At 30.9% G+C, this 14,637-nt stretch carries 17 protein-coding genes; 5 read left to right on the top strand and 12 right to left on the bottom strand.

Features of this window, described 5'->3' with window-relative positions; all coding sequences use genetic code 11:
- Both KAR88_RS00665 and KAR88_RS00660 read right to left on the bottom strand, forming a co-directional pair.
- The gene (locus KAR88_RS00665) at window positions 1-990 is read right to left on the bottom strand and encodes an alanine racemase (protein WP_002779590.1); all 990 of its coding nucleotides are present in this window, start codon (window positions 988-990) and stop codon (window positions 1-3) included.
- Window positions 990-1,967 (bottom strand): murein L,D-transpeptidase family protein, encoded by a 978-nt coding sequence (locus KAR88_RS00660; RefSeq protein WP_002784342.1) that lies wholly within the window; start codon window positions 1,965-1,967, stop codon window positions 990-992. Before KAR88_RS00660 ends, KAR88_RS00665 begins: the two co-directional genes overlap by 1 nt.
- Before the next feature lie 332 nt (window positions 1,968-2,299).
- On the opposite strand from KAR88_RS00660, the gene KAR88_RS00655 reads away from it, so the two are divergent.
- The 4 genes from KAR88_RS00655 to KAR88_RS00640 all read left to right on the top strand — a co-directional run bounded on the left by KAR88_RS00655 (window position 2,300) and on the right by KAR88_RS00640 (window position 4,129).
- Window positions 2,300-2,605, top strand: coding sequence for a hypothetical protein (locus KAR88_RS00655; RefSeq protein WP_002779592.1), 306 nt, complete (start codon window positions 2,300-2,302; stop codon window positions 2,603-2,605).
- A gap of 100 nt (window positions 2,606-2,705) precedes the next feature.
- Complete coding sequence (locus tag KAR88_RS00650; RefSeq protein ID WP_002779593.1) at window positions 2,706-3,122, top strand: copper chaperone PCu(A)C; 417 nt, start codon at window positions 2,706-2,708, stop codon at window positions 3,120-3,122.
- Between the two features lie 3 nt (window positions 3,123-3,125).
- Window positions 3,126-3,578, top strand: a complete 453-nt coding sequence (locus KAR88_RS00645; protein WP_002779594.1) for a hypothetical protein — start codon at window positions 3,126-3,128, stop codon at window positions 3,576-3,578.
- Window positions 3,575-4,129: an SCO family protein gene (locus tag KAR88_RS00640; RefSeq protein WP_002779595.1), complete on the top strand. Its 555-nt coding sequence runs from the start codon at window positions 3,575-3,577 to the stop codon at window positions 4,127-4,129. The genes KAR88_RS00645 and KAR88_RS00640 overlap by 4 nt, the downstream gene beginning before the upstream one ends.
- A 5-nt stretch (window positions 4,130-4,134) precedes the next feature.
- On the opposite strand, the gene cysK is transcribed toward KAR88_RS00640, so the two are convergent.
- From cysK to ciaB, 3 genes are all read right to left on the bottom strand, one after another.
- Window positions 4,135-5,034 (bottom strand): cysteine synthase A, encoded by a 900-nt coding sequence (gene cysK / locus KAR88_RS00635; protein ID WP_002779596.1) that lies wholly within the window; start codon window positions 5,032-5,034, stop codon window positions 4,135-4,137.
- 127 nt (window positions 5,035-5,161) lie between these two features.
- A complete protein-coding gene (locus KAR88_RS00630) occupies window positions 5,162-5,452 on the bottom strand; it encodes an HU family DNA-binding protein (protein WP_002779597.1) in 291 nt (96 codons plus the stop codon).
- Window positions 5,453-5,528: 76 nt separating this feature from the next.
- Window positions 5,529-7,370 carry an invasion protein CiaB gene (gene ciaB, locus KAR88_RS00625; protein ID WP_060785280.1) on the bottom strand — a complete coding sequence of 614 codons (1,842 nt, stop codon included), beginning with the start codon at window positions 7,368-7,370 and terminating at the stop codon, window positions 5,529-5,531.
- A 64-nt stretch (window positions 7,371-7,434) separates the two neighbouring features.
- Here ciaB and KAR88_RS00620 point away from each other — a divergent pair, with 64 nt between their 5' ends.
- A complete protein-coding gene (locus KAR88_RS00620) occupies window positions 7,435-7,848 on the top strand; it encodes an acyl-CoA thioesterase (RefSeq protein WP_002781726.1) in 414 nt (137 codons plus the stop codon).
- Between the two features lie 45 nt (window positions 7,849-7,893).
- On the opposite strand, the gene kcuS is transcribed toward KAR88_RS00620, so the two are convergent.
- The 7 genes from kcuS to KAR88_RS00585 form a co-directional block, all read right to left on the bottom strand.
- Window positions 7,894-8,091: a KCU-star family selenoprotein gene (kcuS, locus tag KAR88_RS00615; RefSeq protein WP_002779600.1), complete on the bottom strand. Its 198-nt coding sequence runs from the start codon at window positions 8,089-8,091 to the stop codon at window positions 7,894-7,896.
- On the bottom strand, window positions 8,072-10,183 hold the full coding sequence (locus KAR88_RS00610; RefSeq protein WP_192801218.1) for a carbon starvation CstA family protein: 2,112 nt from the start codon (window positions 10,181-10,183) through the stop codon (window positions 8,072-8,074). The genes kcuS and KAR88_RS00610 overlap by 20 nt, the downstream gene beginning before the upstream one ends.
- 386 nt (window positions 10,184-10,569) lie before the next feature.
- Window positions 10,570-11,499: a ribose-phosphate pyrophosphokinase gene (locus KAR88_RS00605; RefSeq protein WP_002779602.1), complete on the bottom strand. Its 930-nt coding sequence runs from the start codon at window positions 11,497-11,499 to the stop codon at window positions 10,570-10,572.
- 100 nt (window positions 11,500-11,599) lie between these two features.
- On the bottom strand, window positions 11,600-12,259 hold the full coding sequence (locus KAR88_RS00600; RefSeq protein ID WP_002779603.1) for an amino acid ABC transporter permease: 660 nt from the start codon (window positions 12,257-12,259) through the stop codon (window positions 11,600-11,602).
- 10 nt (window positions 12,260-12,269) lie between these two features.
- On the bottom strand, window positions 12,270-13,022 hold the full coding sequence (locus KAR88_RS00595) for an amino acid ABC transporter permease (RefSeq protein WP_002779604.1): 753 nt from the start codon (window positions 13,020-13,022) through the stop codon (window positions 12,270-12,272).
- 1 nt (window position 13,023) lies between these two features.
- The gene (gene peb1A, locus KAR88_RS00590; protein WP_002781720.1) at window positions 13,024-13,803 is read right to left on the bottom strand and encodes a bifunctional adhesin/ABC transporter aspartate/glutamate-binding protein PEB1a; all 780 of its coding nucleotides are present in this window, start codon (window positions 13,801-13,803) and stop codon (window positions 13,024-13,026) included.
- 24 nt (window positions 13,804-13,827) lie between these two features.
- Window positions 13,828-14,556: an amino acid ABC transporter ATP-binding protein gene (locus KAR88_RS00585; protein ID WP_002784344.1), complete on the bottom strand. Its 729-nt coding sequence runs from the start codon at window positions 14,554-14,556 to the stop codon at window positions 13,828-13,830.
- Between the last annotated feature and the right edge of the window lie 81 nt (window positions 14,557-14,637).

The following is a 14,637-nucleotide window of genomic DNA, read 5'->3' as shown; positions in this document are numbered from 1 at the left end:
TTACACCAATACTCTTGGGATATCAGGATGGAGTTTTACTAAAATTTCATAATTGATAGTATTGAAAAAATCTGCCCAAACATCTGCATTATCAAACACACATATTTCCTTTCCAAAATCTTGACAAGAAAAACTATCCATTGAAATTTTACCTAAAATTTTTTGTTTATTGGCTAGCAATAAATCTCCCTTGCCATCATAACGAAACAAACCATCTGCATAACCCAAATCATAGGTAGCTATTTTGATTTTTTCTGTCGCACTAAAAGCTCCACCATAACCTACACTTTGACCTATTTGTAATTCTCTATGACTTAATCTATGAGCATATAAACTTAAAACTTTTTTTAGACTTTCATCACCATAACCAAATTGCGCTAAGCCTGTTCTACAAAGCTCATCTTCGGGTATTTTTACAGCTCTAAATAAAGCCGGGGAATTATGCGAGTGAAATATCAAATTTTTATAAATTTGTTTAGCAATATCTTTAGCTTTAGAAAATTTTTCCCTTTGAATAAAAAAACTTGCATCCATTTCATCTGCACCTGCAAAATGTGTAAATATACCCTCTAGCTTCAATGCAGAACATTTGATTTTCAACAAAGCTTCATTTAAATCCTCAACGCAAACTCCATTGCGATGCATTCCTGTGTCTATTTTAAGATGTATTCTTGTATCGTTTTGATAAGCATTGATTTTATCTATATCATTTAGAGCATAAATAAATTTAGAATTTTCTTTGCCATGTGGATGGTGAGAAAGAATTAAAATATTATCAAAAAAATCTTCGAGCTCATAAGCTTCTTTTTCATTTTTAACTGCTACAAAATTAACGCCCAAAGTACTAGCAATCGGAGCTAAAATTTTTGCTCCATGCCCATAAGCATTATCTTTAAAAACGCAAATCAATCTTGAAAAGCTACCTATTTTTTCAGCTATAATTTTTAAATTGCTTTCATAAGCTTTTTGATTGATTTTAATTAAAGACATTATTGTTCTGCTAAGATTTTCATTTTTCCCTTGCTATCAATTTTAACATATAAGATTTTATCCCCTTTAAATTGATAGTTTTTAGTATAATAATCCTCATAAAATGAAATTCTATACATAGTCTCATTTTCTACATTCGGATAAGGGCTGATATTTATATCCGAAAATTTAATCTTTTTGTCTTCTTTTCTAGAAAAAATAGACTTTTTCATAGAAGCAAATTGTTCAAATTTCATTTTATCAAAACGCTTAAATTGTTTCTCATCGTAGAAATTTAAATAAGTATTTATATCGCTATCTGTCCAAGCTAGCTTCCAAGCAAAAAGATCTGCAAGTAAAGCAGCTATATCTTCTTTTTTGGCTCTTACTTTTTCTTTTTCCTCTGTCATAGCAAATACTTTTTTATCTTGTACTACTTTTGCAAATTCTTCAAGATTTTCATTAAATAAGGCTATGCAACCACGCGTTTTAAATTCATCCAATCTTGTTCCATCTAAAGGATAGCCATGTATCCAAATCCCTCCGCCTGTTTTGCCTTGAACTTTATCAAGTAAATTAGGATAAGTTGTTGCAAACGCAAAAGGACCATAATAAGGATCCCCTGGATTAAATTTGCGTCCAAGTTCATAAAAGCCTACTGGAGTTTTTAAATCCCCCTCAACTTGTTTATCCCCCATAAGTCCTGTAATGATAGCTTTTTGTTCAAAGTCTTGTTTAATCTTCCCATCACTATAAGAATAAACACGGAGAATTTTATCTGTCTTATTTGTAAGCACAATAGCAACATCATCATTGTAATATCCTAAAGAGATATTTCTATCGCCTATTTCATCTAACCAAAAATCTTTATTTGTTAATTCTTTTTCAATTGCTACACCTACAGCATCTAAACCCTGATTTAAATAAATTTTTACCAAATCAGAAGCCCCAAGAGCTGAAATGCATATAAAGTAAAATGCTAAAATCTTTTTAAGCAATGCTTTTCCTTAAAACTGTATTTATAATATTTTTTGACAAAAATGTCTGTGATTATATTATTTTTTTTCTTAAAAAATATTAATTATATTAAATTTTATTATGCTATAATTGTAGAATATCCCAAATCACGAAAAAATCAATTTTAAAGGCATTGTTTTATTATCATGAAAAATTTTTTATAGCAGCAATATTTCTGATTATATTTTCATTAACCTTTTATATTTTATATGATAAAAAAAAGGATAATGTGTTTAAACTCAATACCTGCCTTCCATTAAAATGTGATTTAAATTCTCAAGATTGCACCTTTTTGTTTAAAGGAAAATAAATTTTGGTATCTGCTTATCCTAAACCTATAAAAATCTTTAAAAATACCGCCATTAAAGTAAGTAATTTTCCCTTTGATCCAAATTTAAAAATTAAAATTTATAGTTTAAACTCATATATAGGAAACATTATCCCACAATTTACAAACACAAAGGATTCAATTATTATAAATTTTACAGGAAAAAGTGTTACAGATGATTCTCGCTTTAGGGTTGAGTTTTTAAACAATGATAAACCCATAGGCTTTTTCTTTGATTTTGATGTTACTTTGCAAAAAATATACAATAGTGCAATCTTGCCTCAAAATTAAATTTAATAAAAAATTTCATTTTTTAAAAAAATAATTGATTATTTTCTTTTGTTTTGATATAATTAATAATTATTTAATACTAAAATAATAAGGATAAAATATGAAAAAAATTATCACTTTAAGCGCTTTGCTTGCATTAAGTCTTTATGCTAAAGATATAGAAATCAAAGATGCATTTATTAAACAAACTCCACCTAATGCTGTTAATAGTGCTATATTTCTTACCATTGTTAACAATACCGATAAGGACATCTCTTTAATAGATGCAAAAACTGATATCAATCAAGTGAGCGAATTACACACTCATGAACATAAACATGGTATGAAAGCTATGATACAAATTCCTGAGATACCTGTTAAAGCACATTCTAGTACCGAGTTAAAACCTGGAAGTTATCATATTATGCTTTTTAAGCTTAATCAAGCTATTGATGAAAATACTAAAGCGAATTTGACTTTAACTTTTGACAATAATCAAAGTTTAGAAGTTCGTGACATAGGATCAAAAAAGTTATAGATAATGAAAAAAATATTTTTTATTTTGGCCTCAGGCCTATCTCTTTTAATTCTTTATATCATATTTGATTTTTATGTTTTAAAAGATAGAACGACTTTAAGTCAAACTGAGGTTTTATCACCTCTAAGCTGTGATTTAAATATCGAAAATTGCACTTATAGTTTTAAGGATAGAGAGGTTTTGATTTCTATGGATCCAAAACCTCTCCAATCCTTAGAAATCACCAATTTAAAAATTAAAAATTTAGGAAATTATAAAAATTTAAAAATTAAAATTTATGGCTTAAATATGTTTATGGGAGATATAATGCCTAGAGTTACTAAAATAAATGAAACAGATTATGAGTCAAGATTGGTTTTAGCTGCATGTGTTCTTGAAGTTATGCGTTTTAGAGCTGAAGTTTTTGAAGATGATAAACCTATAGGTTTTCATTTTGATTTTGATCTAAAAAGATGAAAAAGGTTTTTTTATTTGCAGTCGCCTTTGTTGCGATGGGTATACTAGCTTTTTGTTTGATAAATAAAAACCAATACGACTTTAATCTAAGATCTGCCTTTAAAGAGCAAACTACTTTAGAGGATTTTAAGGGCAAGAAACTTATAGTTTATTTTGGTTATACTTTTTGTCCTGATATTTGCCCCTCTACTCTCTCTTTAATCGGTAAAAATTTAAAAGCCCTTAAAGATCCAAAAGCTCATGTTCTTTTTATTTCTTTAGATATTTCTAGAGATGGTAATTTAACTTCAACTAACGAATGGTTAAGATATTTTTATCCCAATGCGGACGCTCTTATTGCAAAAAATGATAGCGTTTTAAAGAAAGTGGCTAAAAATTATGGAGTTCAATATCAAAAAATAGATATCAATGATTCTGTGATGAAATATTCCGTTGCGCATAGTAGCGAAATTTTTCTCATCGATGAAAACGGAAAGCTACAAAAGATCATTAGAGATTTGAATCCTGAAGAAGTTGCAAAAGAGCTTAAAAATTTTCTAAGCTCTAAATAAAATTTTTAAGCAAAAAGATCGGTTGAAAGATATCTTTCAGCTGTATCATTTAGCATAGTAAGAATTTTTTTATCTGGAAATTTTTTAGCCAAAACACTTGCTGCAAACACATTTGCACCACTTGAAATTCCTACCATAAGACCGTTTTTAGCAAGCTCTTTAGCTGTATTTATAGCATCTTCATTGCTAACTGTGATGATTTCATCTATAACATCTTTATTTAAGATAGCAGGGATAAAATTTGCACCTATACCTTGTATCTTATGACTTCCAGCTTCACCCTTACTAAGTAGCGGAGAGGCTAAAGGTTCTACAGCAACGACATGAATTTTTCCTAATTTTTCTTTTAAAATTTCACCAACTCCACTGATAGTTCCACCTGTTCCAAAACCCGCTACAAAAATATCAAGATCATTATCCAAATCTTTTAATATTTCTAAGGCAGTAGTTTTGCGGTGTGCATTTTTATTGGCCAAATTGTCAAACTGCGATGGCATAAAAGAATTTGGGGTATTTTTTAAAATTTCATTAGCTTTATCCACTGCACCTTTCATACCTAAACTTGCAGGAGTTAGTTCAAGTTGTGCTCCAAAAAGAGTTATCATTTTGCGTCTTTCTATACTCATAGATTCTGGCATAGTGGCAACAAATTGAAGTCCTAAATCTGCACAAATCATTGCTAATGCAATACCTGTATTTCCGCTTGTAGCTTCGACTATAACAGTCTTAGAATCGATTTTGCCCTCATTTAAAGCGCTTTGGATCATTGCAAAAGCTGCTCTGTCTTTAATTGAATGACTTGGATTTAAAAATTCGCATTTAGCAAAAAGATTTGCACCAAATTTCTCTAATTGTATTATAGGAGTATTGCCTATAAGTTCATTTACTTTTTTATAAACTCTCATAAAACCAACCTTTCAAAAATTTAGCTTCAAGTAAGTTTATAAAAATAAAGTAAATAAAGGATATAAATTGTCGGATTAATTTAAATTTTTTATTTAAGCAGGGCTAGAAAAATTTCTAGCCTTAATATTATTTTTTCTTTTTAGCTTTTGCAACAGCGTCTTTAAGGTTTTTACCCACTTTAAATTTAGCAACTCTTGTTGCAGGAACCTTAATGGTTTTACCAGTACTTGGCACTCTTGCTTCTCTTGCGGCTCTTTCGGCTGTTGAGAAAGTACCAAAACCTATAAAGCTAACGCTATCACCTTTAGCCAATACATCAGTGATAGTAGAAATAACTGCATCAGTAGCAGCAGTAGCATCTTTTTTTGTTAGCCCAGCAGTTTGAGCAACTTGCGAAATGAAATCTGCTTTAGTCATAAAAGCTCCTTTGTTTTATATTGAAACGCCTAATTCTAGCATATTTAGAAAACAATATCAAGTAAAAACATGTTTTTTAGGATTTTTTTTGCATTTTATAGCGCTCAAATTCCCCACTATTGTCAATTTCATTGCCTATTTTTTCATATAGATCATAGTAGAATTGAACAAATTCTTTGCATTCTGGATGAAGAGGCATAAAAATATCGTTTTTTAAAGCACAAAAACGATTTAAAAATTCTTTAGCATCAAGCTTTAAAGCATAATGTTTAGCTAAATCATGATAATTTTTTAAAGTTGCATCTTTAAAATTTTCATAATATTCCAGATTAAAATTAACATTTAATCTATTGTTTTCAAATTTCAAAACTCCACTTTGAAATAATAGTGATAAATGAATAAGTCCTTCTGTATAATAAGGCTTAACCTCTTCAACTCTTTGCCAAGCTATCAAAGATACAGCTCTTTTAATAAGTTCATGAAAAACAGGTAATTTCAAATCCTCTTGTTCATGATAAAAGAAATTAACAAGTCCGCCACTTGTTGCCTTATATTCTTCGATATTTTTAAAAAAACCACTTTGATTCATAAGTTTTTCACTGTCTTTAGCGATAAAAAATATATGACCAAATTCATGTCCTATAGTAGAAACCTCATAAACTCTTTTCCAAATTTTTTCTTTGAAAAATAAAATATCTCTTCCATAATCCAAAAAATCTTTATTAAAAATTTCACTAGCAATTCTCATAAAAGGTTTTGTTTTAGCATTTTCATAGACAAAATTTAAAAAAGCAAAGATTTTTTTGCCTGCAATAGAACTTACAAATTCATCATTAGGAACAACTTGCGCAGAAAACAAACCCTTAAGCTCAGCTCCATAATAAATCATCGGTGCGCAAACATAAAGCTGTGTTTTATCAATATTATGCAAAACTTCATTTTTAAGTTGCTCATCTTGACTTCCGATATTTTCATATACGCGCATAAAGCTTTGCTTGATATCTTTTGAAAATTTCAAGGCATCAAAATCACTCTCATCTTCTATTCTTATATCCCACTCTAAAGCTACAGCATGAGTGTAATTATCTTCATAGTATTCTAAAGGATGACCTACTTGTAATGGAGATTTGACTTTCATCCATGCAAATTCAGCCTCTTGCCACGCTCCTATAACCTTTTCTTCTTCCTTTTCACAAAAAGCTAGTTTTAGCTTTTGAAAATACTCTATATAAGCTAACTCATCTTCATTTTTAGCTATTTGTTTTAATTTATCAATCATATCATCAAAAGCAAATTCAAGTTTTAAAATTTCATCTTCAAAAAATCTTGCATAAGGAACAAATTTCCACATATTTCCTATTCTTACCAAAACACCATAGCTTCTTTCGCAAATATCACCCTTTGGAGTTGTTTGATAGAGTTGATTTTTTCGTAAAAATTCCATCGCATCGTTTAAATTTGGAAATTGAGTTGCTAAAATTTTATTGTTTTTTTCTATAATCTCTTTAGTCCAAGAAACTTCAAAAGCATTGATAACTAAGCCTATATTATGCACTCCTTGGATAAGAACTTGATAAAAATCATTTACGATTTTTCTTTCTTTGATCTCATAGATTAGCTCTTGATGCTCTTTTTCATAAAATTTTCTTATCTCTTCATAGAATTTATGCTTAAGCTTGGTAATTTTTTCTTCTTTGAAATTATTTTTTTTCCACTCCTGTATCAAATTTTCCTCTTTAAGATCTACTAAGCGTCTTAATATAGCCAAAAGAGTTGTTTTATCTCTTTTCAACTCACTAAGAGTTAAAAGTCTCTCAAAATACTCGCCCCATTGCTCAGAATCTAAAAGATCATAAAAAAGATTGATATTTTCTTTACGATTTTTTACAAGTTTTGCTAATTCTTTGAAATTATTCATACTTTTATTCTCCTTTTTTAACTTTATTGAATTATAATTCATTTTTTAAAATAAGGAGTAAAAAATGAGAGATATGGGAGAACCAAAATTAAAAATTGTTGCAATGCCAAGTGATACCAATCCCGCAGGTAATATTTTTGGTGGATGGATACTTTCACAAATTGATTTAGCAGGCGCAATAGCAGCTAGAGAACTTTCTCCTGAACGCGTCGTAACTATATCTATGGATAAGGTAGTTTTTAAAGAGCCTGTTTTTATAGGTGATATAATTTCTTGCTATTCTAAGATTGTTAGCGTAGGAAAGACTTCTATAGGTGTAGAAGTAGAAGTTAGTGCTCAAAGAGTGGATTCACAAGGCTGTACTTCTTGCATAAACGTAACCTCTGCCTTAGTTACTTATGTTAGCGTTACAAGAGAAGGAAAGAAAAAGCCTATTAGTGAAGAATTAAAGAAAATTCATGGATTTACAAATACTTAAAGCTTAATTTTTTGTATGATAAAAACTTTATCCTTGTTAAGCTTATCAGCATTTATTTAAACCGCCGCTGTTATATTTTTTATCTAAACATTCCTTGAAAAATTCTCCTCTAGTTTTTGGGGTTTTTTCAGGATGTTTGTGTTTCATGTGTTCTAAATACTTATCATAACTCGAAAGTCCCACTAAGGGATGAAAAAACCTTTCGGCTTTTTCATAGTAGTGTTTAAACTTTTTGAAATTCATCAAGTTTAATATATTTGGTTTCTTTTAGTGGAATTTTAATCTTACCTAGGCAAATTCCTATGCAAGAGAGTATGACAAGCAATGTGGCCAACATGAAAAACACACAAAGAATGGCATTGATTAAATTTCCGATCTTACTTTGAGTAGCTACGGAAATTTCTTTTTCAATTGCTGCAATTTCATTTTCATCTTTGGCATTGTTTAATTTCAATTCTAAATCTTGAATTTTTTGACTTTGTATAGTAACTGCTGCCACATGGCTTACAGCATTTCCTACTTTATTTCCTTCTTCGTAAGGCATAACTTTTTGTATTCCTCCATATAGGGTTGCTACCAAAACAAATGTAGCAGGAATTAAAGTTACCCAAGTGTATTTTGCCTTGCCCATTTTTACAAGTATGGCTGTAGCAAGAAGTAAAGCCATACCTGCAAGCATTTGATTGCTTACACCAAAGAGAGGCCAAAGGGTATAAATACCGCCTTTAGGATCAATCGCACCTTGATAAAGAAAATATCCCCATCCTGCAACACTCAATGCGGTTGCTAAAAGTCCAGCTGGATAATTATGAATATTTCCCAAAGGTTTATAGACATTACCTAAGATATCTTGCACCATAAAACGGCAAGCTCTAGTTCCAGCATCCACAGCTGTTAAGATAAATAAAGCTTCAAACAATATAGCAAAATGATACCAAAAAGCCATTAGATCAATACCACCAAAAAGCTCATGTAAAATTAAAGCTACACCTATAGCAAAAGTTGGAGCCCCACCTGTTCTAGAAAGTATAGTGTATTCTCCTATATTTGCAGTTAAAGTAGAAATTTCTTCAGGAGTGATACTAAATCCCCAACTTGAAATAGCTTGCGCCGCACTTGCAACATCAGATCCTATTAAAGCAGAACTTGAATTTATAGCAAAATAAAGTCCAGGATGTAAAATACAAGCACAAATTAAAGCCATAATTGCTACAGCACTTTCTGCAAGCATAGAGCCATATCCAACAGGCAAAGCATGAGTTTCATTTTCAAGCATTTTTGGAGTAGTTCCACTTGAAATAAGAGCATGAAAACCACTAATAGCACCACAAGCAATGGTTATAAACAAAAATGGAAAAATAGCACCCGCAAATACAGGACCTGTTCCATCAAAATACTGAGTATTTGCTTTTGGCATTTGCAAATCAGGTGCAACGATAATAATAGCTACAGCCATTACAACAATAACACCAATCTTTAAGAAAGTAGAAAGATAATCTCTTGGAGCCAATAAAAACCATACAGGTAAAACAGCTGCGATAAAGCCATAAGCCATCATAATAATTGCCAAAGTTGGAGCTTCTAATGTGAATATTTTCGCCCAATAAGGATCAGAAGCTATAACACTACCATAATGAATCGCTAGAATCAAAAGTATAAAACCTATAACTGAAGCCTCACCTACTCTACCTGGACGAATAAAGCGCATATATACTCCCATAAAAATTGCTATAGGAATAGTCATTGCAATGGTAAATAATCCCCAAGGTGACTCTGCGAGAGCTTTTACAACTACCATAGCTAAAATAGCGATGATAATAAGCATGATACCAAAAATTGCTACCATTGCAACACCACCGGTAAATTTACCCATTTCATCTTTGATAATTTCGCCTAAACTTCTACCTCTTCTACGAGTGGATATAAAAAGCACAACAAAGTCATGAACCGCACCTGCTAAAACACCTCCCACTAAAATCCAAAGCATAGAAGGTAAATATCCCATCTGAGCAGCCAAAATAGGACCCACTAAAGGACCAGCACCTGCAATAGCAGCAAAATGATGTCCAAACAAAACTGTTCTATTTGTAGGAACAAAATCGCGTCCATCATTTTCTAAAACTGCAGGTGTAGCACGATTTTTGTCAAGTTCTAAAACCTTATACGCTACAAAGCGTCCATAAAATCTATATCCTATCATATAGATACACACAGCAGCAACTACTAGATAAATTGCTGATACACTCTCGCCATTTTGTAAAGCTAAATGAGCAAAACAAATAGCACCTAAAGCTGCGACAAACAACCATAAAATTTTAGTTCCAAAACGAGCCATAGTTCTCCTAAAATAATAAAAATATTTCAAAGGATACCAAATTTATAAATAAATTTAATAAAATGTTTGTTTAGTTTTTTTACATCGTATAAAAAAATATTCTTTTTGTTTCTTTAAGTGACATTTTCAAAAAAAATAAACATGCAATCTTGTATTATTTTTTATGACTATTTTTAAGACAAGTTTTATTAAAGTTAAAAATATTTATAGAATGTTGCTTTATTTTGTTAAAAGTTTGCTTTTATTTTTTAAGTCGTTATTATATTTAAAGATGCACTATCAAATATTTTTTGTCATTAGTAAAAGTAAAAAAATCATAGAACTATCAAAGAGATAGTTCTGATTTATTTTATATTAATATAAGATATTTAAAAAAATATAGAAAATTAAATAAAAAGAGAATTTACACTTTCATTGTGGTAAACGCGGCGTATTACTTCAGCAAATACAGGAGCTACGCTTAAAACTTTTATATTAGGCAATTGCTCTCTTAAAGGAATGGTATCAGTAACTACAAGCTCATCGAGCGCCCCTGAAGCAATTCTTTCATAAGCTTTACCACTTAAAACCGCGTGAGTACAACAAGCCATAACGGATTTTGCACCTTTGTTTTTTAAAGCTTCAGCAGCCTTTACAATAGTACCTGCAGTATCAATAATATCATCGACTAAAATCACCTCTTTATCTTTAACATCTCCGATAATATTCATAACTTCGCTCTCATTAGCTTTTTCGCGTCTTTTATCTACTATCACTATATCAAGTCCTAAATTTTTAGCCACACTTCTAGCTCTTGCTACACCCCCTATATCAGGACTTCCAACAATTGCATTTTTAAAATGCTTGGTTTTGATATAATCATTAAATACTATACTTCCATAAAGATTATCAACAGGTATATCAAAAAAACCTTGAATTTGCCCCGCGTGTAGATCGATAGTAGCCACACGATCAATCCCTGCTGCTTCGATTAAATTGGCAACAAGTTTAGCAGTAATAGGTACCCTTGGATTTGCTTTTCTATCTTGTCTTGCATAACCAAAATAAGGAATAATAGCTGTAATAGAATTTGCACTTGAGCGTCGCAAAGCATCTGTTAAGATTAAAAGCTCCATTAAATTATCATTGGTAGGTACACAGGTGCTTTGGATAATGAAAACATCTTTACCACGTACGCTTTCATCAATTTGAACGCTAATTTCTCCATCGCTAAAACGCTTTACTCCAGCATCACTTAAAGGCAAAGAAAGATATTTAGAAATCTGTTTTGCAAATTCTACATTAGCCGAACCTGAAAAAATTTTATAACCGCGCATAAAAGACCTTTTACTAAATAATATTAAAATAAGATTTTAATAAAATAAAATTTAAAAAATGCTGTAAATTCCATTCTCTTTTAATTAAAATACATATTTTCTAAGAAACATAAGCGGTTTTTTTAGCATAATATCTTACAAGCATGGATAATGAAAAGCATATAGCAAAATAAATCACAGCAACAAAACCTATAGTAGCTAAAATTTCATCAAAACTCGTAAGTCTAGCCAAAATATTTTTAGAATTATAAGTCAGTTCTGCTATTTGTAAACCCGCCAAATAGGCCGTATCTTTTACAGTGGTAACAATTTGAGAAAGCAAAGACGGAACAACCTTTCTAAAAGTTTGAGGTAAAATAATATAAAAAAGAGTAAAAAATTTACTAAATCCTTGAGAATAAGCTGCTTCAAATTGTCCTTTTGGAATAGAATTTAAACCACCACGTATAATCTCAGCCATAACTGAACTTGTGTATAGCGAAAATCCTATAGTTCCCCAAAAAGCTTGTGGCATTTGTGGAAAAAATGATGGCAAAACAAAACAAGCAGCAAGCATCCATAAAAGCAATGGAGTATTTCTAAATATATCAATGTAACAAGTTGCTAATAACCTGCTGAATCTATCTCCATAATTTTTAGTAATAGCTAAAAAAGTTCCAAAAATGATAGATATAATACAAGTCGCCAAGGCAATTTTAAGGGTAAGGACTAGACCTTGCATTAAAAATTCAATATTTTGAGCATTAAAAACATTTTCCATACCAAACCCCTTATCTTGTTAAATGAGCTTTCTTAAGCTTGTCTTCGTAAACTTTTGCAAAATATGCCAAAGGATAACAAATGATAAAATATAAAATCGCCGCAAAAATATATGCAGGTGCGTAATTTCCATAGTCAGCAGCATAACTATCTGCAGAATGCATAAGCTCTGCTCCACCTATAATCAATAATACAGAAGTATTTTTAATCAAATTTACCATTTGATTTGTCATAGGCGGCAGGATAATTTTTATAGTTTGTGGAACTATAATATAACGCATTTGCTGTACATAGGTAAAACCTTGAGAGGCTGAAGCTTCGAATTGTCCCCTAGGAACAGATAAAATTCCACTTCTAACTACCTCACTTACATAAGCACCATGATAAGCACCTATACCCAAAACACCGATGGTAAAAATATCAAGATGAATTCCTAAGCCAGGCAAAGCAAAATATAAAAAGAAAATTTGTATTACCAAGGGAATATTTTGAAAAAGCTCAACATACACTCGAGTGTAGGCTCTTAGGATTTTAATTTTACTTGTGGCCATCACACCACCTATAGTTCCAAAAACAATCGCTATAAGTAATGCAAGAATGCTCACTTCTAAAGTATAAATAAAACCGCTAATAAAAGCATCTCCATTGTCCAAAGCGTCTAGAAATTTCCAAATTGCAAAAGGATTTGTACTACTTTCATCATACAAACCCCAAGAACTAAGGAGTTGCCTTAATTTATCCACAAAGCCTACACTCTCATTCATTTTATAAACCCCATTTTTTAGCTAAAGCGTCGATTTCAGTTTTGTTTTGTTTTACAAAATCATTGACATAATTTGAAAAATTTGCATCATCTTTTTTTGTAACTATGCCATAACTTTGAGGATCGAAACTATCAGGTAAAATTTCATTATTCTCATCTTTATAACCTAGTAAAATAGATTTATCAACTGAAAACGCATCAATTCTTTTTGCATCTAAAGCTGCTTTTATGCTAGGATAATCAGGAAATTCGCTGAATTTTACTTTAACACCTATTTTTTTAGCCGCAGTATTGATAACTTTTTTAGTAGTTGCTGCTTGAGCTACCCCTATAGTAGCACCATTCATATCTGCTAAAGATTTATAATTTTTCTCTTTTAAAACTAAAAGCCCTACAGCATCTTGATAATACGGCTCTGAAAAATTATACACTCTTTTTCTCTCTGGAGTGATAGTAAAAGTTGCTATAACCGCATCAACGCTACCATTATCAAGTAATGGACCTCTTGTTTTAGCATTTACTGCTATAAGTTTAACTTTATTTTCATCTCCTAAAATACTCTTAGCAAGCATTTTAGCAACATCAACTTCAAAGCCTTTAATTTCGCCTGTAGCTTGATCAAGTAAAGCATAGTGTGGTACATCATTTTTTACACCTATAACCAACTCTCCTTTAGCCTTGATAGCTTCAAGTTTTCCTTCAGCTGCATTTGCACTAGTAAAAGCCATACAAGCTCCTAAAGCAAGTGCTGCTAATTTTAATAAAGAATTTCTAAAAACCATTGTTCTCTCCTTTTAAAATTTGGTTTAATTTTTAAGAATTTTTCCTAAAAAGAGTCTTGCTCTTTCAGTTTTAGGATTGGAAAAAAACTCACTAGGAACATTTTCTTCCACAATAGCACCATCTTCCATGAAAATAATTCTATCGGCAACTTCTTTAGCAAAACCCATTTCATGAGTTACCACAACCATAGTTGTATTTCTTTGTGTAGAAATTTCTTTCATTACATCTAAAACTTCTTGTATAGTCTCAGGATCAAGTGCTGAAGTAGGTTCATCAAACAAGATATAAGGTTTTTTAGTACATAGCGCTCTTGCGATAGCAACACGTTGTTGCTGACCACCTGAAAGCGTGGCTGGATAAACATTTGCCTTGTCTACAAGTCCAACCACCTTAAGATATTGATAGGCTGTTTCTTCGGCTTCTTGGCGTAATTTTTTTTGAAGTTTCATAGGAGCTAAAGTTAAATTTTGCAAAACAGTCATATGAGGATAAAGATTGAAATGTTGAAAAACCATAGCACAATATTTCCTACAAATTTCAATCTTATTTTTATGATTTAAAACAAGATTATTTACAACAACTTCACCCGAACTCACCTCTTCAAGTCCATTCATGCAGCGAATAGTAGTACTTTTTCCACTTCCGCTAGGGCCTATGATAACAAGTTTTTCACCTTCTTTAACACAAAGGTTAATATTTTTAAGAACATGATGGGTTCCATAATATTTATTTACATTTCTTAACTCTATCAAAATCTTTCCTTTTTTGATTAAACTTAAAAATTAATAATAACAAGGGTTTATTATATTGACAATATTATAGCACCAAAATCA

The organism is Campylobacter sp. JH23 (assembly GCF_017846595.1).
Taxonomy (GTDB): domain Bacteria; phylum Campylobacterota; class Campylobacteria; order Campylobacterales; family Campylobacteraceae; genus Campylobacter_D; species Campylobacter_D coli.
This window is presented reverse-complemented; position numbering and strand designations above follow the sequence as displayed.

Bases quoted from the DNA above. Each gene is read 5' to 3' on its own strand.
- KAR88_RS00630 (WP_002779597.1), bottom strand. From the start codon at position 5,452: ATGACTAAAGCAGATTTCATTTCGCAAGTTGCTCAAACTGCTGGGCTA.
- cysK (WP_002779596.1), bottom strand. From the start codon at position 5,034: ATGAGAGTTTATAAAAAAGTAAATGAACTTATAGGCAATACTCCTATA.
- KAR88_RS00640 (WP_002779595.1), top strand. From the start codon at position 3,575: ATGAAAAAGGTTTTTTTATTTGCAGTCGCCTTTGTTGCGATGGGTATA.
- KAR88_RS00645 (WP_002779594.1), top strand. From the start codon at position 3,126: ATGAAAAAAATATTTTTTATTTTGGCCTCAGGCCTATCTCTTTTAATT.
- KAR88_RS00650 (WP_002779593.1), top strand. From the start codon at position 2,706: ATGAAAAAAATTATCACTTTAAGCGCTTTGCTTGCATTAAGTCTTTAT.
- peb1A (WP_002781720.1), bottom strand. From the start codon at position 13,803: ATGGTTTTTAGAAATTCTTTATTAAAATTAGCAGCACTTGCTTTAGGA.
- KAR88_RS00620 (WP_002781726.1), top strand. From the start codon at position 7,435: ATGAGAGATATGGGAGAACCAAAATTAAAAATTGTTGCAATGCCAAGT.
- KAR88_RS00610 (WP_192801218.1), bottom strand. From the start codon at position 10,183: ATGGCTCGTTTTGGAACTAAAATTTTATGGTTGTTTGTCGCAGCTTTA.
- KAR88_RS00595 (WP_002779604.1), bottom strand. From the start codon at position 13,022: ATGAATGAGAGTGTAGGCTTTGTGGATAAATTAAGGCAACTCCTTAGT.
- KAR88_RS00605 (WP_002779602.1), bottom strand. From the start codon at position 11,499: ATGCGCGGTTATAAAATTTTTTCAGGTTCGGCTAATGTAGAATTTGCA.
- kcuS (WP_002779600.1), bottom strand. From the start codon at position 8,091: ATGAATTTCAAAAAGTTTAAACACTACTATGAAAAAGCCGAAAGGTTT.
- ciaB (WP_060785280.1), bottom strand. From the start codon at position 7,370: ATGAATAATTTCAAAGAATTAGCAAAACTTGTAAAAAATCGTAAAGAA.
- KAR88_RS00665 (WP_002779590.1), bottom strand. From the start codon at position 990: ATGTCTTTAATTAAAATCAATCAAAAAGCTTATGAAAGCAATTTAAAA.
- KAR88_RS00600 (WP_002779603.1), bottom strand. From the start codon at position 12,259: ATGGAAAATGTTTTTAATGCTCAAAATATTGAATTTTTAATGCAAGGT.